Origin of the sequence: Methylobacterium sp. J-001, assembly GCF_022829565.1 — a bacterium.
GTDB lineage: Bacteria > Pseudomonadota > Alphaproteobacteria > Rhizobiales > Beijerinckiaceae > Methylobacterium.
On sequence record NZ_JAKSYN010000137.1, the window covers coordinates 144,112 to 164,703 of the forward strand.

The window sequence follows — 20,592 nt, forward strand, 5'->3', positions numbered from 1 at the left end:
CACGACCGATGAGCGATACGGCTACCTTGACGCCCATCGCCCCGCCCAGCCCGGATCTAGCCCGGGAGGGTCGTCTCGTGCGCGTCTCGCAGGCGATCGTGGCCTTCGCCGAGCGTTGGTTCCCCGACAGCTACGTCTTCGTTCTCATTGCAGCTTGCATCGTCGCCCTGGGAGTATTCGCCCACGGGAGCGAACCGCTTGCGATCAGCAAGGCGTTCGGCGACGGCTTCTGGAGCCTGATCCCCTTCACCATGCAGATGGCGCTGGTGGCGGTCGGCGGCTACGTCGTTGCCGTCTCGCCCCCCGTGGCCGGGTTGATGCGCAGGGCCGCCGCCCTGCCGCGCACCGGGCGCGGGGCCGTGGTGTTCGTTGGCATCACCAGCATCTTGCTGTCTCTGCTCAATTGGGGCGTCAGCCTGATTTTCTCCGGCCTGCTGGTGCGCGAAATCGCCCGCCGGCAGGATCTGCGCCTCGATTACCGGGCCGCCGGCGCGGCGGGCTATCTCGGCCTCGGCTTCGGCTTCACCCTCGGCATCAGCTCGGGGCCGGCACAGCTGCAAGCCAATGCCGCCAGCATTCCGGCCTCGCTCCTGCCGATCACGGGCGTGATCGGCTTCGAGCAGACCATCCTGACGTGGCAGAACCTCGTCGTCGTCGCCTTCGGCACGCTGCTCTCGGCCGCGATCTGCTACCTGACCACCCCCTCTGATGCGAATGCCCGAACGGCCGCAGATCTTGGGATCGACCTCGTCGACGCCCAGCCCAAGGTGATCCGCGCGAGTCGTCCGGGCGAATGGCTGGAGCACAGCCCGCTTCTGACGATCCTCGTCCTCGTCCTCGCATCCGGGTGGCTCTACGATGCCTTCAAGGCGGGCAACCCGCTGATCACGATGTCGGGCCTCAACAGCTACAATTTCGTGTTCCTGCTGCTCGGCGCCCTGCTGCACTGGCGGCCGCGGGGCTTCATCGCGTCCTTCGCCAAGGCGATGCCGAGCGTCTCCGGCGTGCTGCTCCAGTTCCCCTTCTACGGCGGCATCGCCTACATGCTGACCAAGGTGAAGGCGGCGGACGGCTCGACCCTGTCGGACGCCATCGCCCACGGGTTCGTCAGCCTCGCCCACGGATCAGGGGCCTTCTCGGTCCTCGTCGGGATCTACTCGGCGGTGCTCGGCTTCTTCATCCCCTCGGCCGGCGGCAAGTGGGTGATTGAGGCTCCCTACGTGATGAAGGCGGCCAATGAGGTCGGCGCCCATCTCGGCTGGACGGTGATGGTCTACAACATCGCCGAGACGCTGCCGAACTTCATCAATCCGTTCTGGATGCTCCCGCTGCTCGGCGTGCTCGGGCTGAAATCCCGCGATCTCATCGGCTACACGGCGGTGCAGTTCATGATCCACCTGCCGATCATGCTGGTGCTGGCGGCGGTCCTGATGACGACCTTCACCTATCATCCCCCGATCGTGCCGTGACGGCCGCGCCCGGCGCCGCCGCGCTCGGACTGCGCTCAAAGGTGATCCCTTGATTCCGTTCTTCGATCACGATGCGGTTCATGCCGCCCTTGACCATCCGCGCTTGATCGAAGCTCTGCGCGGCGCCTTCGCCGCCGCCGATATCGAGGCCCCCGTCCGGACGGCCCACGAGGTCGGCGCAGCGGAGGCGCCCGGTCGCCTCCTGGCCATGCCGGCCTGGCGCCGGGGTGACCTGGTCGGCGTCAAGCTGGTGAACGTGTTCCCCCGCAATGCCGAGCGCGGCCTCGGCGCCGTCCACGCGGTGTACGTCCTGTTCGATGGAAAGACGGGAGCGCCCCGCGCGATGATCGACGGCGAGGCGCTGACGAACCGCCGCACCGCCGCCGCCTCGGCGCTCGCCTCGACGTACCTCTCTCGTCCGGACAGCGCGGTGCTCGCCCTTGTCGGGACCGGTCACCTCTCGCCAGCGCTCGCCCACGCGCACGTCGCCATCCGGCCGATCCGGCGCGTGCTGGTCTGGGGTCGTTCGGCAGCGAAGGCCGAGGCCCTGGCGGCGCGGCTGCGGGAGGAGGGGCTTCCCGCCGAGCCGGCGGCCGATCTTCCGGCGGCGGTCTCGGCCGCCGACATCGTCAGCTGCGCCACGACCTCGACGCAGCCGCTGGTGCTTGGCCGTCACGTCCACCCCGGTACCCATGTCGACCTCGTGGGCGCCTTTACGCCCGCGATGCGCGAGAGCGACGACGCGCTGATTCGCGTCGCCCGTGTCTATGTCGACACCTATGCCGGGGCCCTGCGCGAGGCCGGCGACCTGACGCAGCCGATCGCGGACGGCACGTGGTCAGAGGACCGGCTCGCGGGCGACCTGCACGACCTATGCAGCGGGGCGGAGGCTGGCCGCAGGGACGCCGAAGAGATCACCGTGTTCAAGTCCGTCGGCGCGTCCCTGGAAGATCTCGTCGCTGCCTCGCTCGTCGTCGAAGGGTAAGGTTCACACGGGCAGCGGGCTGTCCGTCTTCACCTCCTCCATCACAGCGTAGGTGCGTGTCTCCTTCACGCCGGGCAGATCGACCATGACCTGCCCCAGAAAGCGGCGGTAGGCGGCCATGTCCTTCACCCGGGCCTTGAGCAGGTAGTCGAAGCCTCCGGCCACCATGTGGCATTCCAAGATCTCGGGCACGCGGCGGACCTCCGCTGAGAAGCGGTCGAACACCGTGCCGGTGGTCTTGTCGAGCAACACTTCGATGAACACCAGCAATCCCAGATCGAGCATCACCGGATCGAGGCGAGCACCGTAGCCAGTGATGTATCCCTCGCGGGTCAGCCGCTTCAGGCGTTCGGCCGTGGCGGTGGGCGAGAGCCTCAGCCGCTCGGCGAGGTCGACGGTTGATATGCGCCCGTCCTGCTGCAGGATGCGCAGGATAGCAGCATCAGTCGAATCCGTGCTTTTCACTACCAGATGGCTATTCCATTGGGAAATCCGCCGACTTTCGGCGCGATTGTTGGATGTTATCACCGCCCTAGCGCCCCTACAACATCCCAAGAGGCGGGCCAAGAGCCGGCGGAGGGAGACGGGTTCTGCCATGTCGATCGTGTCTTCAGCCAGGCGCGTTGCACACGTTCACGCGTCGTTTGCGGACTTCCAGGAAGACCTGCCTGCATTGTCGCCGCTGCGCATGGCGATCGTTGCGGCTCACCGGCGCCCTGAGGCGGAGTGCCTGGCGCCGCTCCTCGATCTCGCGCAGCTTCCTTCAGAGGCGGCGGCCCGTGTCGCCGCGACGGCACGCAGCCTCGTCGCGGGCCTGCGGCGGACCACACCGCGGGGCGGCGTCGAAGGCCTGATTCACGAGTACGACCTGTCGAGCCAGGAGGGCGTGGCCTTGATGTGCCTTGCCGAGGCCTTGCTGCGCATCCCGGACGCCGCAACCCGCGACGCGCTGATCCGCGATAAGATCGCCTCCGGTGATTGGCGGGCCCATCTCGGCCACAGTCCCTCGCCGTTCGTCAACGCGGCCACCTGGGGCCTTCTGGTGACCGGCAAGCTCACCGCGACGACGAACGAGGGCGGATTGTCCTCGGCCCTGACGCGCCTGATCGGGCGGGGTGGGGAGCCGTTGATCCGGCGAGGCGTGGACCTTGCCATGCGGCTGATGGGCGAGCAGTTCGTGATGGGTGAGACCATCGCCGAGGCGCTGCGCCGGGCACGCCGCCGTGAGGCGAAGGGCTTCACCTATTCCTACGATATGCTCGGCGAGGCCGCGGTCACGGCCGAGGATGCCGGCCGCTACCAAGCCTCTTACGAGGCGGCGATCCATGCCATCGGGCAGGCGTCCGCCGGTCGGGGCATCACCGGGGGGCCCGGCATCTCGATCAAGCTCTCGGCGCTGCACCCGCGCTACACCCGGATGAAGCGCGCCCGCGTGCTCGATGAGCTGATCCCCCAGGTGAAGGCGCTGGCCCTGCTAGCCAGGGGGTACGACATCGGCTTGAACATCGACGCCGAGGAAGCCGATCGGCTCGACCTGTCCCTCGACATCCTCGAGGCCCTCGCCACCGATCCGGAGCTCGGGGCATGGAACGGACTTGGGTTCGTCATCCAGGCCTACGGGCGGCGTTGCCCCTTCGTCATCGACTGGCTTGTCGATCTCGCCCGCCGGAGCGACCGCCGCCTGATGGTACGGCTGGTGAAGGGCGCCTACTGGGACAGCGAGATCAAACGGGCGCAGGTCGAGGGGCTTTCCGACTTCCCGGTCTTCACCCGCAAGGCCCACACCGACGTGTCCTACCTCGCCTGCGCTCGGAAGCTGCTGGCCGCGCCGGACGCGGTGTTTCCGCAATTCGCCACGCACAACGCGCAGACCCTGGCCAGCATCGTGGAGATGGCCGGCCCGGATTTCCGGCCCGGCGACTACGAGTTCCAGTGCCTGCACGGGATGGGCGAAGCGCTCTACGAGGCCGTGGTCAGCGCCGGCGTCATCGGCCGCCCGTGCCGGATCTACGCCCCTGTGGGCACCCACAAGACCCTGCTCGCCTATCTCGTCCGGCGACTCTTGGAGAACGGCGCGAACTCCTCCTTCATCAACCGCATCGCCGACGCGTCCGTATCAATCGACGACCTCATCGCCGATCCAGTCTCCACAGTGCGGGCGATGCGCGAGCCGGGGGCGGCACACGAGCGGATCGCGGCCCCGCGCGACCTGTTCGGCGCTGGGCGGCCAAACTCGGCCGGCCTAGATCTGAACGACGAGGCCGTGCTCGCCCAGCTCGCCACCGACCTAGCTAAGGGAGCCACCAGGGCCTGGACTGCCGTTCCATCCGGACGCTCCGCTGCGGAGGCCTGCGAACCGGTCCTCAACCCTGCCGATTGCGGCGACGTGGTGGGCCATGCGCGCACCGCGGAGCCCGCCGACATCGCCCAGGCCCTGGCGACCGCATCGGCGGCTGTGCCGAATTGGGTCGCGACGCCACCAGCCCTCCGGGCCGAGCTGCTCCGCGCCGCCGCGGACGCTTTCGAGATGCGGATGCCGGTTCTGCTTAGCCTGATCGTGCGGGAGGCGGGCAAGTCCCTGTCGAATGCCGTCGCCGAGGTGCGGGAAGCAGTGGACTTCCTGCGCTACTATGCCGGCGAGGCCGAACGGGTCTGCAGCCCCGACCACGGACGGTCCCTTGGCCCGGTCGCCTGCATCTCGCCCTGGAATTTCCCCCTCGCGATCTTCACCGGGCAGGTGGCGGCCGCCCTCGCGGCTGGCAACACCGTGCTCGCCAAGCCGGCGGAGGAGACCCCGCTCGTCGCGGCTGAGGCCGTGCGGCTCTTGAGCGAAGCCGGGATCCCCGTGGATGTGCTGCATCTCCTCCCCGGTGCGGGCGACGTCGGCGCCGCGCTCGTCGGCGATGCGCGGGTTCAAGGCGTGATGTTCACCGGCTCGACCGCCGTCGCCCGTCTGATCCAGCGGACCCTCGCAGATCGCCTTACCACGGACGGACGCCCGGTGCCGTTCATCGCCGAGACCGGGGGGCAGAACGCGATGATCGTGGATACCTCCGCACTGCCCGAGCAGGTTGTGACGGACGTCCTCGCCTCCGCTTTTGATTCGGCCGGTCAACGCTGCTCGGCCCTGCGCATCCTGTGTCTGCAGGAGGAGATCGCCGAAAAGACGCTGGCCGTGCTGCACGGCGCCCTGTGCGAGTTGGAAGTGGGCGACCCCCGGCGCCTGTCCGTCGATATCGGTCCGGTGATTACCTCCGGGGCGGCCGAAGGGATCACCCGCCACATCGAGACGATGCGGATGCGCGGCCATAAGATTACGCAATTGGGCAAGACCCCGGCCACGGATGCGGGCACCTTTGTCCCTCCCACGGTGATCGAGATTGCCAAAATCTCGGATGTGGAGGCCGAAGTGTTCGGCCCAGTGCTCCACGTGCTGCGCTATCGGCGGGATGATCTCGACGCGCTCATCGACGCCATCAATGCCACCGGCTACGGGCTGACCTTCGGCCTGCACACCCGAATTGAGGAGACGGTTACGCGCGTTCTTGACCGGATCGAGGCGGGCAACATCTATGTGAATCGCAACACCATCGGCGCTGTGGTCGGCGTGCAGCCATTCGGCGGCTCGGGCCTGTCCGGGACAGGGCCGAAGGCCGGCGGTCCGCGCTACCTCCGCCGCCTGCTGCCTCGCCTGGCTCCGTCCGCAGCCGGTGCGACCGCAGCTCCGTCCTCCGCCGATACAGTCGCTCAGGATTACATCAGATGGCTCCGGCAGCGGGGCCACGCCGACGTCGCAACCCGAGTCGAAAATTATTTCGCCCGGGCACCTGCCGGCACCGAATGCGTGTTGCCGGGCCCGGTCGGTGAACGCAACATCTACAGCCTCCGTCCTCGCGGCCCAATCGCGGCCTTGGCCTCGGGCGAGGAGGGAACATTGCTCCAGGTCGGCGCGATCCTGGCGACCGGCCAGAGCGCCGTGATCACGGCTGCGAGGGCGTTATCGGGCCTGTTCGACGGCTTGCCTGCGGGGGTCCTGCGGAAGATCGTCCCCGCAGAGGATCCCGCGATCGCCCCCGGACTTAGCGGCGTGCTCCACGAAGGCGAACGGGCCGACCTCGCGGGGCTGACCCGCCGGATTGCCGGACGGAGCGGTCCAATCTTGACGATCCAGTCGATCCTCACGGCGTCCAATCTGGAGGATTACGAGCCCTCGGATCTCTTCGAAGAACGGTCGGTGTCGATCAACACGGCGGCGGCAGGTGGCAATGCGAGCCTGATGGCCCTCGACGCCTGATCCCATGCGATCTTGCAGCGCCTCATAGCACTTATCGAGAGGAAGGGATGGCAACGCCCATCCCGTACGACCGCGAAACGGATGGTAGGCGGAATGTTCTCTACGACCTGCAGATGAGGTGTAGTCAGCGAGGTCGAACGATGTGCCCGTCTTGTAGTTGGCGCTGAAGCGAGAGGCTTGACCGTTTTGATAGGTTCCGTTGTTGCGCCCATGATGAGTTGATTTCGGAATGGCTGCTTCGACGCCATGGACTCTCCAGAGCAGCTATTCCGCTATCAGCCATAAGACGTGACGCCGGATCGCCGAAGCTCGCAAGATCAGACATTCGGCTTTGCGCCCAATCCGGTCATTCAGCTTGTTATGCCGACATCGCGTAAGCGGACACTACTGGCTACCACCCGATCTTTTGCTTGGGAGTGGCTTACAGAACGAAGCCCGCTTTGTTCTACGCCGGCGAATTTTTCGATTGGGCATCGGGGCGACACGTTAGGAAGCGACTACGGATCAGTTCCTGGACGACGAGGCGGTCATCGTTGCCTTCCGGCGGCATACCCTGCTGCCGCTCGACGACTGCCTCTACGCGCTGCACCCTACACACCCGTGGCGGGGATCCACCCATCACAGTGATCGATCAGGAAGGGCTGGAGTCAGCGCAGTCCTCCATACGTCACCTTCAGCGAAGTCGGGCTGCAACGCTTGGCGAGGGACAGGACGGCGATGCGCGCCGGGTCGCGCTTGCGTTCGAGCATCCTGATGTAGCGCGTCCCGTGCAGCACCTGCGGAACGCCGGAGGAGAGGGCCGGGAAATCCTCGGCCGGGCTTTCGACAGCGACGCACAGGTCGAACGCGGCAGTGCCGTAGTTTGGAAAGTTGTAGATATCCGAACTTCCGACGACGCTCGGTCGCTCGACGATCCATTCCGCGGTGGCGCCTGTGATCTTGGGACTGATCATTTGGCCGTCGATGTCGACGGTCTGAGGAACGTATTGGACGGCTATGCCGACCGGCGGTGAGGTCGAGAGATTAACGACGACGGCAACCACGCGCCGCGCATCGATTGCCGTCAGCACGCAGAGCACCTCGTTGCCCGGGGCGAGCGGAAGCGGGAGATAGGTTGGTGCGTTGTGCGCAGCGTCCAGCGTCCACCATTGCGTCCACGCCTCCGCCGTCACCGCTCCGTCCGCCTTCAACAGAGAGACGGTGCCGACCTGCGGCAGCGAGGCGTCGAGATAGCGGCGCTGACCGTCGAGCCCGATCCAGTGGGAGCACACGTAGGGAAAGCCGGGCGTCCCTGGGTTCGGCGGGTCCGGGACGCGTAGCGTTTCGGGCGTCTTCCAGACCCCCCAGACTTGAGCGAATTGTTGGCCACCATTGGCCGTCAGATAAGCGCCGGCCCAGTTCCGGCTGGTGTCGAGTGGGCTTGCAGCCGGACTCAATCGGTTGGCGCGCTTCGCGCTGATCCGATACGCGGTTGTCTTGATCCTCTCACGGACCATGGGGTCAAGGGCGAATGACTTGAGGGCCAGCGACCTTCCGAATCCGCGCTCCCACACTTGGTGCAGAATCCTGGGCGCGGCGGATCCCGGGCGCGGCGGCAGGCCGAATTCCCGAAGCCGCGAGGCATCGATATCGGCTGGTATGATCGGCTGGGCGGGCGCCTCGAAGCCAGTGAAACGTCGCTGCAGATCGTCGAGCACACGCTCGTCGACGCCGCCTCGATCGGACGATGGATCTCTCATGCCCATTCCTCCCGCGCTGCATCGACGGCGATCTGATACTTGCTGGTGCCTGGCGCGGTGCCGGACTGCTGCAGCAGCGGTAAGGTGCTGATGGCGAGCGCGAGGCCGCCGTCCGTGTCGCTTTTGTAGTGAAGACCGGCGATCTCCCTGTTTCGCGCGATTCGGTTCGCCAAGGTCCACAGGACGACCGAGGCGGTTTTCTCGACCGGCAACCCCGCGAGCACGTCGCGCATGCACAGCGCCATGAGATGCGCTTGGGTCGCGTGGCCGCTCGGGAAGGACGCGTGGCCCGGGACCTGAAGCGGCGGCATCAACGCGGGGCACAGGTGCGTGGGGCGTGGCCGAACATATTGGCCTTTGTAGTACATGGCGACGAATGTGCCGATAAGACTTGCAATCGTCAGGACCTTGTTCGTGTTCGGATAAGAACCGGGCTGGGACGTTAGAGCGTTCAAGAAGTAGCTGATGAATTCGTCCGACTGGGACAGAATCTCGCCCAGCGCGTCCGCCCGCTCCTCCTCTGCCGCGATGACGAGATCGTCGATCTCTTGTTTCACGTTCAAGGCGCCGGTGCCGACGATCCAGTCCACTGGCGGGGTGGCGGGAAACGCCGGAGGTTGTGCGGTGGCCGACGGAAGCTGCGGTATGCTGGACGGCCATGCGGGCGTCATGGCGCGCCAGTTCGTGGTCGAGAATTCCACCAGGCATTGCCACGCGTACCAATCCGCCGACCAATTGCGATCGGGAAACTTCGGTTGCGCGATGATGGCGAGCGCCCCGATCGTCTCGCCGGGAGGCACCGCGCCCCCCCCCGGCGGCGTGTCCGCAGGCGCAAAGACGAACGGCAGAGCGACCCGATCGGGAAAGAACCAACCCGCGGAATTGCCCGAGGCGTTGCCTCCGCCCCCGGCGTTGCCGGAGTTGCCGTTATTTCCGTTGTTGCCGTTATTTCCGTTGAAGCTTGCGGGCATACTAGCCTCCTTTCAGTTCGATTCAGTCGGGAATTCCAGCCTCAAGGAGTTGAGTGGCAAAAATATCGCGGACTTGGCCGCACAACGGCGTTCGGCTGCGGAACAGACGGACGCGGTATTCTGGAATGAGTTTTAGGAGCTGACGGGCGACTAGGTCGGCTTCTGCGCGCTGCCCTGCCGCAACGAGGCTCGCAATCAGGCACCGCAAATTGGAGGCGTTGCTGGCACCCTTCGCCGCGGATGCGCGGCCCCACGCGATTGCATCCTCGTGACGCCCGGCGAGGTAATAGGCCTGCGATAGATAATGCTCCAGCCAAAAGGCATCGCTGCCCAATGGTGATAGTCGCACCGCGTGTTCAGCATGCTCGACAGCGCGCGCCGTTTCGCCGGCGTAACCTAGAGTTAACCCGCTATAAGCCCAGGCTGACGCACAGCTGGGGCCTGCCGCAAGTGCGCGTTTAAAATATTCTTGGGCGCTGTAATAGTCGTGAAGCAAATAAGACTGAAGATGACCGTAGATTGACAGGCCGACCGCATCGTTCGGATCGCGCTCGATAGCCATCCGCGCGGCATGGGAAGCCGCAAGGCAGTCGGCATTATCGTCATTGGACCAGCCCTGGCCGATCCATTGCATGCCGAGCGATGCCAGGTGGGAATAGGCCGGCGCGTAGGCTGCATCGCAGGCCGCAGCCTGTTCGAGCAATCTCCTGGCCTCGATGAACGACGTCCGCTCCAATTTGTGAATGAGACTAAGTGCCTGGAGCGTCAGGTCATAGGCCGTGAGGCTCTCGGGCCGTTTACGGTCCGCACGCGCCAGTTCATGGGATCGCAGGTGCGGCGCGACGATCGACGCGACCCGCATCGCGATCGCGTCCTGCATTTCGAAGATACTGCCGAGCGTTCCGTCGAAACGATCCGCCCAGATCACGCCGCCGTGGTTGGCTAGTTCCACTGTGAGGCGCAAGGCATCTCCCTGGCGTCGCAGGCTGCCGTGCAGGACGTAGTCCGCGTCGAGTTCACGAAAAGCGCGGTGCAGGTCGACCGGGAAGAGCTTAAAACCCGCGGTGGAGCTGCGGGATATGACCAGCAGATCCTTGAGGCCGCTCAAGGCGCGGATAATGTCGTCGATCATGCCTTCCGCGAAGTACGTGTCCACTTCGCTCCTGTGGAGCGCTCGGAACGGAAGCACAGCCAGCACCGGCCTGTAATCGCGGCGCTCTTCCCCCGACACGCGGTCCCAGCTACGCGGCGGCGTCGGCACATCCGATTCTGTCAGAACAGTCTTGGCGTGAGTGGCATAAAGCATGACGGGCGCGCGAATGTTTTTAAGCCGCCGCTCGCCGACGCACGCGAAGGCCGACGGCACTCGCTGTCTGACTTGATCGTATACAGCTGCCGAGATTAGTATTCCGCCGGGATCCGCGAGTGGTTCGAGACGTGCTGCAATGTTGACCGCTGTTCCCCCGATCTGGTCGCCCTGAACCATGATTTCGCCGGCATGGATGCCGATCCTAAACAGGAGCCGCCGCTCGGGCGATACCGCGCCCGTGCGGCGCCGGGCGTTGGTCTGGAAGCGCAACGCGCAGGTTACGGCGTCGACGGCGCTGGGGAACTCCGCGATCAATCCGTCGCCCGCGACGCCGAAGACCTGACCGCCGGATCGCGCGATAGCGCGGCCAAGCTTGCTGATCTCCGCGCAGACGCGGCGGTGGGTGTCCTCTTCCGCGCTCCCCATCAGGGCGCTGTACCCCACGATGTCCGCCGTAAGGATCGCCGCCAGCCGGCGCTGGATCTTTTCCTTGCCGAACGGAGCGGCGTTAATCGCAGGGAGAGGCGACAATGTCTTGCCCTCGCGATAACCAGGCTAGATACAAGACCACGAGCATGAGTTGGCGTTCCGATCACCTGATAGTTGTCTAAGAAATAACCGAGCGGGAAGAGATGAAAGCGCTGGTATATGAGCCGAATTGACGATATCATTTGCGCAGTTCAAAGTGTTTTGCGTGCCGTTTTATCGATAAGATTCTACGCGCGCCTGTTAGATTTTGAACGGCAGTCATCATGCTGGCATCTGCGCGTCGGAAATTATATCGGGGCGTGTGATTCGAGCAACGTATTTTTTGAATGCTCGGCGCGGTTCTAGCCACGTCCTCCGCGGTCCCGTCGAGCACTCCCCGATCGCTGGCCGGTGTCGGCGTGCCGAGGGTTCAGGCCGCTTCATGGTTTCGGGTTGCAGTTCGCGCCGTAAACCTGTCGAGCCGCACACCTGACTCTCGTCGGGCATTCGAAGTCCGATCGGCTCAGGATGCCTGCGATCCTGCAAAGGGCAGAGCCTTTCAGCACACAGGTGCGCGCGGCATCACAACCGAATGTGCTTTAAATATTGATGTATTTCTTGACGCTAAAATAACAACGTAAAATCCGTCAAATCGCTTCGATGCAGAGATACTGTAACTCATTATAATGCAATTCGCCACAATTTAAAAAAAATTAAGTATGGCTAAAGGCGATTTTTTGCAAGGCCGTCCGATTGAACACGGTGCAGGCGCCAGGCGCTATAGTGATATATCCTTTGCGCTGCCACGCTGAGAGATGCCGGTTGGTCCCCTCGCGGGAAAGGCCGACCATGTTGCCGAGTTCGCGTTGCGTGGTCAGCACGCGGTTGCCGTTGCGGTCCGGGGCGCCGGCCAGCATGAGCAGGGTTTTGGCCAGGCGCTGCTCGGCGCAGACGAAGGCGTGATCCGATAATTGCTGGCTGGTCCGCCGCAGCCGTCCGCTCAGGATCGCCAGGAGCCGGACGGCCAGCATCGGGAAGTCGTTGACCAGGGGCAGCAGGTCGCGCCGCTCCATTAGCAGGAGGCAGCAGCGCGTCGCTGCGATCGCGTCGGCCGTGCGTGGCCCATCATCGAGAAGCGCGATTTCGCCGAAGACCTCGTTCGGCCCGATCAGGTTCAAGATGAGCTCGGACCGGCCCTCCGGACACGGCGTCGAGATCCGAACGTGCCCGCTCACGACGGCGAGCAGTCCGTGGCTCTCGTCGCCGCGGCGAAAGATGCGTTGCCCGCAGCGAAACGTGAGGCGCTGCGCGCGCATGGCGAGGCGCTCGATGACAGTTTGCGGCGCGTCCGTAAACAGCTCGTGCTGCGACAGCATGCATCGCTTGTCGAGCGCCGCGGCGGCTCTGTCGGACAGCACGGGTCAGGCTCCCGGCCCGGGTCGGAACACCCGTGGCACGCTTCCGCCGATGATCCTGAAGACCGATGGCGTAGCCCATAAAGATCTGTTGTCTCGCCCAAACCCAAGCATATCGGACTGTATCCACTGCATGCCGATGGCGGATGGCATCTCCGGTGTCTCGCCGACGCGCGGCAGCATACTACTGTCGGACACGAAACCGGGACAAGGCCCTCCCGCTTCAACATCGGGCGTAGCCGGCTGTGTCGATCGTCAACGGAGATTGAATCCCGTGGCGATCAGAGACAGTCATGACCGGCCGGAGGGGCGCGTTGCGGTCTTGCTAATCGCGCCGCCGCCCGCCACCAGACTCCGGCGCCAGCAGGAGCGCCGCGGTCGCACTGTTCTTCTGCGCGGTGCAAGAGTGACGAACCTCACACCCGTTTGGATGCGACGAACTACACTTTGTCGGCGCTCAGGAGACGTTTGACCTCGAGCGGAGGAGGGATCGCTCATGTTGGCTGCCAAAGACCCAACCCCGATGATGCCGGGCGCCTCGCTGGCGCCTAGTGGTGACCTGAGCGGGGCCGGCTCAGACCGGGCGGTTGACGCCGACGGACCGCAACACGCCCGGGTCGATCCGACGCGCGTCGCCGCCGCGCTTGAGGCTTTCATCGAGCATCTCGAGGAAGGGGTGGCGGTTATAGCGACCTGCGGACGCGTGCTGTTCCTGAATTGCGCCGCCCGAGCTATGGTGCGCGGTGTTCCGTTGCGGCTCGTGAACGGTCATCTCCGCGCCAGCGTGCCGAACGACACGGCGGCCCTTCGCAAGATGGTCTCGGGTTGCACGCTCAATGGCGGCGACTCGATCCGTCTTGTGAGCGAGGACAGGACCTTGCTGATCGCCGCGAGCGCGCTGGCCCCGATAGCCTTCGCGTCGGCCGAGTCGGCGGTGCTCCTGCGCCTGATCGATCCCGCTGCCATCCGGCTGCCCCGGCAGGAAATGCTGCAGGTGCAATTCGGTCTTACGCCCGCCGAGGCCGCGTTTGCCCTCGAGATGCTGGCTGGGAACGATCTGGTGGCGAGCGCGACCCGCCGCGGGATCACGCTGAACACCGCACGCGTGCACCTGCGCCGCATCTTCGATAAGACGGAGACACGTCGGCAAGCGGCGTTGATACGTCTGCTCCTGCTCTGCCCCCAACCGGTCACGCGGCAGGTATGAAGCGGAAGTCGATCCAACGGTTGAAGCAGGTCTCAATCGAGGCAGCCCTCGTCCGGCCGTCTACGTCGAGGCCTTCGAAATCGGTACCTGGAAGCCGCGCGGTTTCAGGGCCGTACGCGGGGCACGAGATCTACCGAACGGCGATCGATGGCGATGTATGGAACAGAGTTTCGCCTGCAATGCTACGGTAGGGGCTCCCATTCGGAGATAAGTGACTGCCGTGCTCTGGAAAGATGCGCCGAGCGAGAGCCGGTGGATATGAGCGAGAACTGCGCAACTGGTCTCCGCCCTCGACAGGAAGCGTAGCGAGTGCCGAATCACTACTTTGCGAACCTAGGCACTCACGGGACGGAAGGCCGGATTAGCGTAAAAAATTACTGGGCCGGGCGTATCAAGCCCTTGGAGGCTCAGGCAGACGGTCAATATCCTGTAAAGCGGACTGGCGCCAGCTGAAACCCTGACTTCGCTGATCACTTGCGGCTGACCATGAGGGAACGTTCTTCCGCGACCTTCTCACTCACCAGAGCTTATGTCTGCTATGGAGCAGCGCTTGCAGCAGCTTTTGCTGGCGGATTGGGTTGGTGAAGGTCTGTCCGCTTTCGCGGCTTACCTCCTTGGGCAACTCATCGGCTTTCGGCCAAATGCGGTCCGGTCGGCGCGCACTTCTGAATGGCTGGGTTGGGTGGTTTTCTGCCGGTCTGCTTACAAGCAGTAACCGATGGAAGCGGACATCACCGCCGTTCCCGCTCACGACCCCTTCACAGACTTTCGGAAGGTCCGCTTGCAGGCGCCCTAATTAGACCCGGGGAGCTGCGGTCAGCCTCTGGGTAAGACCAAGTTACGCCTGAACGGGTCGTCGGCACGCTCGCGACGCAAAAGCCTCGCGTGCCCGCTTGATCTCGGCATGGTGCGTCTCCGCCCAGATCCACACACCGCAGAATGCGGCACCCAGGCTCTCACCAAGCGGCGTGAGCGCGTAGTCCACGTGGGGCGGGATCACCGGGTGCACCGTCCGACGCACCAAGCCGTCCTGTTCCATCTGGCGAACTGTCTGGGTCAGCATCTTTTGGCTGATGCGGCCGACCGCCTTGCCGAGTTGGGTGAAACGCAGCGTGCCGCGCTCGTGCAGGGCTTCGAGGATCAGCATGGTCCACTTGTCGGCTACCTTGCCGATAATGTCTTGGACCAACGCCTCGATGGCCGGGTCGGTCTCGGTCGGGACCTGTTCCTTCCGACGCTCCTCGATCCGTGGATCGGCCTCTGCCCTACGCATCCGACACTCTCCGTTTGGTGCGTATAAATCTTTTCGGTGCCTACTTCGGTTCGGAGAGCATGATCCATAACCTCATGGGCGACAACAACGAAGGTCGCTCACATGAAGACGTCAGGGAACACCATCCTCATCACCGGCGGCGGCTCCGGCATCGGCCAAGCCCTCGCCCAACGCTTCCACGACCTCGGCAACACCGTCATCGTCGCCGGCAGGCGGACGGAGGCGTTGCAGCGGACGATTGCCGGACGTCCGAACATGCATGCCATGGCGTTCGATGCCGACAGCGCTGAGGGCGTGGCCGACTTCGCACGACGCGTGACGGCCGAGCATCCGGCCCTCAACGTGGTCATCAACAACGCCGGGATCATGCGCTCCGAGGCGCTGGACCAGCCTCGCGACCTCTCGGACGCGGAGGCAACGGTCATCACCAATCTGCTCGGCCCCATCCGGCTGACCGACGGCCTGATCGATCATCTCGGCCGGCAGCCCGATGCTGCCTTGGTGAACGTCACCTCCGGTCTAGCCTTCGTGCCTCTCGTGTCGGCCCCGACCTACTCGGCGACCAAGGCCGCCCTGCACAGCTACACGGTCGCGCTGCGCGAGGCGCTTAAGGGCAAGGTCGAGGTCATCGAGCTGGTGCCGCCGGCAGTGCAGACCGACCTCACCCCGGGACAGGCGACACGCCAAGGATACCTGTCACTGGCCGACTTCATCGACGAGGTCATGTCGCTCTTCCAAGAGCGGCCCACCCCGCGTGAGATCCTGGTGCAGCGGGTCCGCTTCCAGCGTCAAGCCGAGGCGGAACAACGCTTCGACGAAGCGGTGACGACCCTCAACGAGATGGCTCGCAAGGCCCGCGAGGCGCAGCAGTAAGAACGAAGGGCGCGGTCGACGATCCATGCTCCGCCGTTTGTCCCGGCGAAGCGAGGTCTTCTTTCGGTCGCGCCAGCGAGGACTGTTTCCCACCCGAAGCAGGCCTTGGGAATGTCTGCTTCCAAGCACTTCGTAAGATAAAGCCGCGCGACCAATCAAGACAGGGGGACGGCACGCTGGCCGCCTTCTATGATCAACATCGATCCCACGTGCCCAGGAGCACTTCGAACGAGTAGCAGACAGCAGCCGCGAACCGAACGCCGCCCCAAAATAGCGAGTACTCGCGCCCGTAACAGTATCTTGCTATGTTTTGTGCTGAATGAGGCCCTGGATGGCATCCAACGCATCTTCACGCAATCTGTCAGTAGTAAGGTGCTCCCACAATTGCAGCATTCGATCGGTTTGCTCAAATTTTATAAAATCTTCGCCAAAACCATACAAGTCATCTACGGATATGCGAAGCGTATCTGCAATCCGCTTCAAACTCTCATGACGAGCGTCTTTCTCGTTGAGCATATTGCCCTCCAAAGATTGTCGGTCGTGTGCGGTCGTAGGGGGTACCATCCCGCTTGGTTGTAACGCGAACGACTTGTGCGTTCAAAGGTTGTGTCAGCATGTTGGCCCGACCGAACTGAGGCGGGAGGTGCTGGTGATTTTCACGACCGACGCTCAGGGCGAAGTCACGTACATCTGCCTCGAATGGTTCTCCTACGCCGGGCAGACACGTGAGGCCGCGTACCGGGACGGCTGGACCACGTCAGTCCTGGAGAGCGACCAGGGTGCTGTCAGGGCCATCCTCGCGGAGGCCGCCCAAGCCCAAGCCGAGTTCAGCGTCCGCTTCCGCATTCGGTGCGCAGACGGGTCGGTGCGGTGGCTGGCGGCTGGAGGCGTTCCCTCATTTGGACCGCCGGGGCGCTCGTTCCTCGGCTATCTCGGGTCCATGATCGAGTTTGCTCCGACCGAGGCGACTGAGATCGCAGCGTATGGTGGTATCGAGAGGTTCGTTCCACCGCCAACACACGTGGCCACACAGGCCGTGGCACCGCTCGACACCATCGCGGATCACCTCATCATCGTGCATGCGCTGATGGAGCAGCACGACGTGATGTCAGGTCTGAAGGAGGTCAAAGGCGCATTGTTTAGGGTCGGTCAAGCGTTGGCCCGTGGGGATGGATCGCGGTCGCAGGTCAACTGAGTGACTGCAACCTCGTGCCCCGCTGCAGGCGCACCTTGCTAACTACTTCGTTGGCTTTGACGGCGGTCGAGGCAGGACGCGGATCTGGACGAGTTTTCCGGTCCGAGGGTCGAGCACTACCACCATGTCATGCCCCCTACGATCAGATGCTTTACTTCAACACCACGCGGAACACAGCCTTGATCCTCCGGGCGGTCGCTCACGATCATCGTCGCCTGGCAGTGCGTGCTACGATACAATGCAACTTATGGTTGTAAAGTGCGTAGGCGCTCAACTGACGCAATAAGGCAAGGCTTGGCCCTCCAGGAAGTTCGGTTGGGGTGTAAGCCTCGCAGCCGTGCGTGCCATGGATCGGAAACCGAACGTCCGCTTCGGGGCGAAGGGCTAAGGTCTGATTGCCACCCCGAGCAGAAGTTGCCGGAGGGCTGACAAACGTCCGCTTCGGGGGAACGCCGACAGCGCTTCCGGCGGCTGGGTTGGGTCGATAGGAGGCCGTCCGCTTATCCAGCCGATCATCTCCGAAGCGGCCGTTCCGCTTACGGCCAGACTACGCCATGCCTGATCGTTATCGCGCGCAAAACCGGCCGTTCGGCTCTGCGCCCATCTCGGTCATTTAGGCAAGCTCGGCAACGCCCGCATAGCAGACATTCATAGACACACTGGCATGCTGCGAATTTGCAGAGGGGCAGAATTGATATTATTTAACCGAGAGTCGGCGAAGTAAAGGGTTATTGAGGTCCAGCCCGCGACTAGTCGTTGAAGAAAGCACATCCCGTCGATGTCGACGGCCACTACATTGGAATTGCGTTGGGCCGACGAGCGCCCCGCGACTGCGAGAACACCATCATACAGCCGGGCCACGAGCAATCTGTCGCTGAACACTTGTAAGAGGATGGTCGAGGTGGTTTCTATGAGGCAGAAATTTAGGTGTTGCACGCCAAGCTGAATTACTGACGAGTGGATCGACGTGCGGTTCACCCACAACGCGACCGGGCTCAACCTGACGATGAGTTGGCCGAAGTGGAAGCTTGGGCGTGGCTTGAACTATCTGGTGGAGTTGGCAGCCGGCTCGTCGGTACTGCAGTTAAAGGACGTGCGGTTCGTAGAGGCGCTTAGACTGACTGACGCGCTCGACGTGAAGGGCGAGGGCACGATCATCAAGGTTGCGCTGGCCAAGAGCACGGCCGGCCTGGACCGTCTGGAGGTGTGCTACTGCAGGAACGGCTCGGCCACCAAGACCAACCCGTTCGTCGCCCCCACCCGCAAGCTGTGAGCGGCCCCGGCCTCAACGCCGGAGGTGGCCGCGCAGTGTGGTGACGCGGCTGCCTACGAGGCGCACGGCCTTGCGGAGTTGCTCCTCACTGACCCCGAACAGCTTGGCGTAGGACTCGCGGCTGGACCGGTCGTGGATGTCGAGGTGAGTGCGTTCGGTCTCGGTAGCCATCGGTGTTCGCTCCCTGACACGCCTCTCGAAGGAGCGCCGTCGACTGTGGGATCAACGCGACCTCACCCTCCGTGTTGCGACCCAAACAGACGCGTTCCGCCGGTCATGCACAGGTTCCGCGGACGATCCAACGAATGGAAGCATCTCGCCGTTATGCAGGTCGACCTCGAGATCGACCTTGAAGAACCGGAGAGATGCCACGACCGGAGCCTGCCCAGTCCAGGTGACCTCGCTTTCATATCGGGTGTGAAACTCATCCGAAATGGCGCCCAGGAAGGAATGCAACCAAAGACGCTTGGCGCTCTTCTTCTCGTATCCACCACATCGAACATTTCGTCGGCCGCGCCCGTCGGATGATCCGCGTTCGCGAAGGCCGCAGCCATGATCCATTGCAATCATTATCAAGGTGGCGAAGCCCGACCGGCCCTCACCTAAGTCGCTCGGGTACTGTCGAGGCGAATGGTACCTCCCGAGAACGCGGACCTCCCGTCGCGCCTGGCCGAACTCGTCGCCGTGCTGCTCGCACGCGATGGCGAGCGCGGCGACCGTCGTCCGGACGACGCTTGAGAAGTCACAGTTCCAAATGGCGAGCCTTCGGACAGCCACTTCGTTCCCAACGAGATGCGCGGCATCGGAACACGGCCAACGGAAGTGATCCGCTCACGGTCAGAACGGTCGCGAAGGGTATGCTCACCCCCTGGGTGGACGAATGCCGAGCAATCGTATGACGGCAAAGGCTAGGACGGCCGATGCCAAGCTTAGGCCGCACACGAAAAGGAAACCGTGCGGATCGTCGCCCAAGGGCAGCCCCTTCACGTTCATCCCGAACAAGCCGGTGACGAAGGTCGGCGGAAGGAACAGCGCCGACAGCACCGACAGGACGTAGAGCTGCCGGTTCGTCGCCTCGGCGATGCGTTCGGACACCTCTTCTTGCAGCAGCCGAGCCCGCTCCGCCTGCAGGGTCATATCGCGGTCTAGCGCATCGAGGCGCTGCGCGAGCCGGGCCGCCGCCGCGACCGCCGGCCCGTGGACGTTGTCCGTCGCCCCGTCCGTCTCCAGCCGGTGGAACACGGCGGCGAGGCCGGCGATCTGCCGATGCAGGCGCACCGCGTTGCGGCGGACGGGCCCGAGCCGGCGGCGGTCGTCGCGGGGCCGTCCGTCGAGGATGTGGTCCTCGATCCCGTCGAGTGCGTCCGAGAGCCTCTGCCCGGTGGTGGCCATCACCGACACGACGTGCCCGACAAGGGTCTCAAGGAGCAAGGTCGGCGAGGCGACGGTGTGGCCCCCCTCGACCGCCGCGCGGGTCGCGTCCGGGCTTTCCGCCGGTCCGCGGCGGCCGCTGACGAGGCTGCGTGGTCCCAAGACGAAGTGGAGCCTGCCCGCCGGGACGGGCTTGGCTCCCGGGCGGGCGAGGTCGGCGACGACGCCCCCGATGTGGTCGGCCTCGACAGTGATGCGCTGGTGCTCGTCGGGCGCGAACACGGCGGTGGCGAGCCGGGTGGGACCGAACCTACCTTCGCTCGCCCGACCGACCAGATCCGCCGCATCCAGGTCGTAGTGCAACCACAGGAACCCGCCGCCGAACGCGTCAAGGTCGCTCGCCGCCTGCGCCGGCGGGACGGACCGTCCCCGCCCATCCGCGTCGAACGCCATGGCCCATAGCGGCTCGCTCGGCCGGGTCGGCCCCGCGATGCCCGTCGTGGTCGAGGGCGCGGCGCTGGCGTCGACCGGCGGATCCGACGGCTTCATGGGTGATCCAATCGATGAACGGCCCGGTGACGGCGGGCCGATGAGACCATAAAAACTTTGAGTGGTGGCGCCGCACCCGTATGGTGCCCCCCGTATCCAAGTCGAGGGCGACCGACGAGCCGCATGGGCGCCGCACCGGACATTCGAGCGGCTCGTCGGTTCCCAGGGTTCTGCATCCTGCCAGACATCTCCACCGAACGC

General features: G+C 64.4%; 16 protein-coding genes and 1 pseudogene. 8 read left to right on the forward strand and 9 right to left on the reverse strand.

Annotation, left to right across the window (positions count from 1 at the left end; all coding sequences use genetic code 11):
- Positions 1-8: 8 nt before the first annotated feature.
- Together MKK65_RS17840 and MKK65_RS17845 are read left to right on the forward strand one after the other, a co-directional pair.
- The gene (locus MKK65_RS17840; RefSeq protein WP_147907758.1) at positions 9-1,469 is read left to right on the forward strand and encodes a short-chain fatty acid transporter; all 1,461 of its coding nucleotides are present in this window, start codon (positions 9-11) and stop codon (positions 1,467-1,469) included.
- 49 nt (positions 1,470-1,518) lie between these two features.
- Positions 1,519-2,454 (forward strand): ornithine cyclodeaminase family protein, encoded by a 936-nt coding sequence (locus MKK65_RS17845; protein WP_243959409.1) that lies wholly within the window; start codon positions 1,519-1,521, stop codon positions 2,452-2,454.
- A 3-nt stretch (positions 2,455-2,457) separates the two neighbouring features.
- On the opposite strand, the gene MKK65_RS17850 is transcribed toward MKK65_RS17845, so the two are convergent.
- The gene (locus MKK65_RS17850) at positions 2,458-2,919 is read right to left on the reverse strand and encodes an Lrp/AsnC ligand binding domain-containing protein (protein WP_243959473.1); all 462 of its coding nucleotides are present in this window, start codon (positions 2,917-2,919) and stop codon (positions 2,458-2,460) included.
- Between MKK65_RS17850 and putA the strand changes: the two genes are divergently transcribed.
- Together putA and MKK65_RS31565 are read left to right on the forward strand one after the other, a co-directional pair.
- Positions 2,879-6,748 carry a trifunctional transcriptional regulator/proline dehydrogenase/L-glutamate gamma-semialdehyde dehydrogenase gene (gene putA, locus MKK65_RS17855; RefSeq protein ID WP_279596805.1) on the forward strand — a complete coding sequence of 1,290 codons (3,870 nt, stop codon included), beginning with the start codon at positions 2,879-2,881 and terminating at the stop codon, positions 6,746-6,748. The two genes, MKK65_RS17850 and putA, sit on opposite strands and share 41 nt — an antisense overlap.
- A gap of 511 nt (positions 6,749-7,259) precedes the next feature.
- Positions 7,260-7,367: pseudogene (locus MKK65_RS31565) on the forward strand (IS481 family transposase); the annotation flags it as partial.
- 28 nt (positions 7,368-7,395) lie between these two features.
- Here the strand turns inward: MKK65_RS31565 and MKK65_RS17860 are convergent.
- The 4 genes from MKK65_RS17860 to MKK65_RS17875 all read right to left on the reverse strand — a co-directional run bounded on the left by MKK65_RS17860 (position 7,396) and on the right by MKK65_RS17875 (position 12,653).
- On the reverse strand, positions 7,396-8,487 hold the full coding sequence (locus MKK65_RS17860; RefSeq protein ID WP_243959412.1) for a G1 family glutamic endopeptidase: 1,092 nt from the start codon (positions 8,485-8,487) through the stop codon (positions 7,396-7,398).
- Entirely contained in the window at positions 8,484-9,458 is a 975-nt protein-coding gene (locus tag MKK65_RS17865) for a phosphatase PAP2 family protein (protein ID WP_147907762.1), read from the reverse strand. The genes MKK65_RS17860 and MKK65_RS17865 overlap by 4 nt, the downstream gene beginning before the upstream one ends.
- Positions 9,459-9,480: 22 nt before the next feature.
- Positions 9,481-11,298, reverse strand: coding sequence for an adenylate/guanylate cyclase domain-containing protein (locus MKK65_RS17870; RefSeq protein WP_243959414.1), 1,818 nt, complete (start codon positions 11,296-11,298; stop codon positions 9,481-9,483).
- A 650-nt stretch (positions 11,299-11,948) separates the two neighbouring features.
- The gene (locus MKK65_RS17875) at positions 11,949-12,653 is read right to left on the reverse strand and encodes a Crp/Fnr family transcriptional regulator (protein WP_147907764.1); all 705 of its coding nucleotides are present in this window, start codon (positions 12,651-12,653) and stop codon (positions 11,949-11,951) included.
- 493 nt (positions 12,654-13,146) lie between these two features.
- Between MKK65_RS17875 and MKK65_RS17880 the strand changes: the two genes are divergently transcribed.
- A complete protein-coding gene (locus tag MKK65_RS17880) occupies positions 13,147-13,857 on the forward strand; it encodes a helix-turn-helix transcriptional regulator (RefSeq protein WP_243959416.1) in 711 nt (236 codons plus the stop codon).
- A gap of 838 nt (positions 13,858-14,695) precedes the next feature.
- Here MKK65_RS17880 and MKK65_RS17885 read toward each other — a convergent pair.
- Positions 14,696-15,130 carry a helix-turn-helix domain-containing protein gene (locus tag MKK65_RS17885; RefSeq protein ID WP_147907765.1) on the reverse strand — a complete coding sequence of 145 codons (435 nt, stop codon included), beginning with the start codon at positions 15,128-15,130 and terminating at the stop codon, positions 14,696-14,698.
- Positions 15,131-15,232: 102 nt separating this feature from the next.
- On the opposite strand from MKK65_RS17885, the gene MKK65_RS17890 reads away from it, so the two are divergent.
- Positions 15,233-16,003, forward strand: a complete 771-nt coding sequence (locus tag MKK65_RS17890) for an SDR family oxidoreductase (RefSeq protein WP_147907766.1) — start codon at positions 15,233-15,235, stop codon at positions 16,001-16,003.
- A 303-nt stretch (positions 16,004-16,306) separates the two neighbouring features.
- Here MKK65_RS17890 and MKK65_RS17895 read toward each other — a convergent pair whose 3' ends face one another.
- The gene (locus tag MKK65_RS17895; RefSeq protein WP_243959418.1) at positions 16,307-16,519 is read right to left on the reverse strand and encodes a hypothetical protein; all 213 of its coding nucleotides are present in this window, start codon (positions 16,517-16,519) and stop codon (positions 16,307-16,309) included.
- A 133-nt stretch (positions 16,520-16,652) separates the two neighbouring features.
- Between MKK65_RS17895 and MKK65_RS17900 the strand changes: the two genes are divergently transcribed.
- Both MKK65_RS17900 and MKK65_RS17905 read left to right on the forward strand, forming a co-directional pair.
- The gene (locus tag MKK65_RS17900; RefSeq protein ID WP_187193493.1) at positions 16,653-17,198 is read left to right on the forward strand and encodes a PAS domain-containing protein; all 546 of its coding nucleotides are present in this window, start codon (positions 16,653-16,655) and stop codon (positions 17,196-17,198) included.
- A gap of 967 nt (positions 17,199-18,165) precedes the next feature.
- Positions 18,166-18,471, forward strand: coding sequence for a hypothetical protein (locus MKK65_RS17905; RefSeq protein WP_147907769.1), 306 nt, complete (start codon positions 18,166-18,168; stop codon positions 18,469-18,471).
- 12 nt (positions 18,472-18,483) lie between these two features.
- Here MKK65_RS17905 and MKK65_RS17910 read toward each other — a convergent pair whose 3' ends face one another.
- Both MKK65_RS17910 and MKK65_RS17915 read right to left on the reverse strand, forming a co-directional pair.
- Positions 18,484-18,642 (reverse strand): DUF3606 domain-containing protein, encoded by a 159-nt coding sequence (locus MKK65_RS17910; RefSeq protein WP_147907770.1) that lies wholly within the window; start codon positions 18,640-18,642, stop codon positions 18,484-18,486.
- A gap of 690 nt (positions 18,643-19,332) precedes the next feature.
- A complete protein-coding gene (locus MKK65_RS17915) occupies positions 19,333-20,391 on the reverse strand; it encodes a CorA family divalent cation transporter (RefSeq protein ID WP_243959420.1) in 1,059 nt (352 codons plus the stop codon).
- Between the last annotated feature and the right edge of the window lie 201 nt (positions 20,392-20,592).

Excerpts from the sequence above, each read along its gene's own strand:
- MKK65_RS17840 (WP_147907758.1), top strand. The coding sequence starts at position 9 with ATGAGCGATACGGCTACCTTGACGCCCATCGCCCCGCCCAGCCCGGAT.
- putA (WP_279596805.1), top strand. The coding sequence starts at position 2,879 with ATGCGCAGGATAGCAGCATCAGTCGAATCCGTGCTTTTCACTACCAGA.
- MKK65_RS17860 (WP_243959412.1), bottom strand. The coding sequence starts at position 8,487 with ATGAGAGATCCATCGTCCGATCGAGGCGGCGTCGACGAGCGTGTGCTC.
- MKK65_RS17865 (WP_147907762.1), bottom strand. The coding sequence starts at position 9,458 with ATGCCCGCAAGCTTCAACGGAAATAACGGCAACAACGGAAATAACGGC.
- MKK65_RS17880 (WP_243959416.1), top strand. The coding sequence starts at position 13,147 with ATGTTGGCTGCCAAAGACCCAACCCCGATGATGCCGGGCGCCTCGCTG.
- MKK65_RS17885 (WP_147907765.1), bottom strand. The coding sequence starts at position 15,130 with ATGCGTAGGGCAGAGGCCGATCCACGGATCGAGGAGCGTCGGAAGGAA.
- MKK65_RS17890 (WP_147907766.1), top strand. The coding sequence starts at position 15,233 with ATGAAGACGTCAGGGAACACCATCCTCATCACCGGCGGCGGCTCCGGC.
- MKK65_RS17895 (WP_243959418.1), bottom strand. The coding sequence starts at position 16,519 with ATGCTCAACGAGAAAGACGCTCGTCATGAGAGTTTGAAGCGGATTGCA.
- MKK65_RS17910 (WP_147907770.1), bottom strand. The coding sequence starts at position 18,642 with ATGGCTACCGAGACCGAACGCACTCACCTCGACATCCACGACCGGTCC.
- MKK65_RS17915 (WP_243959420.1), bottom strand. The coding sequence starts at position 20,391 with ATGAAGCCGTCGGATCCGCCGGTCGACGCCAGCGCCGCGCCCTCGACC.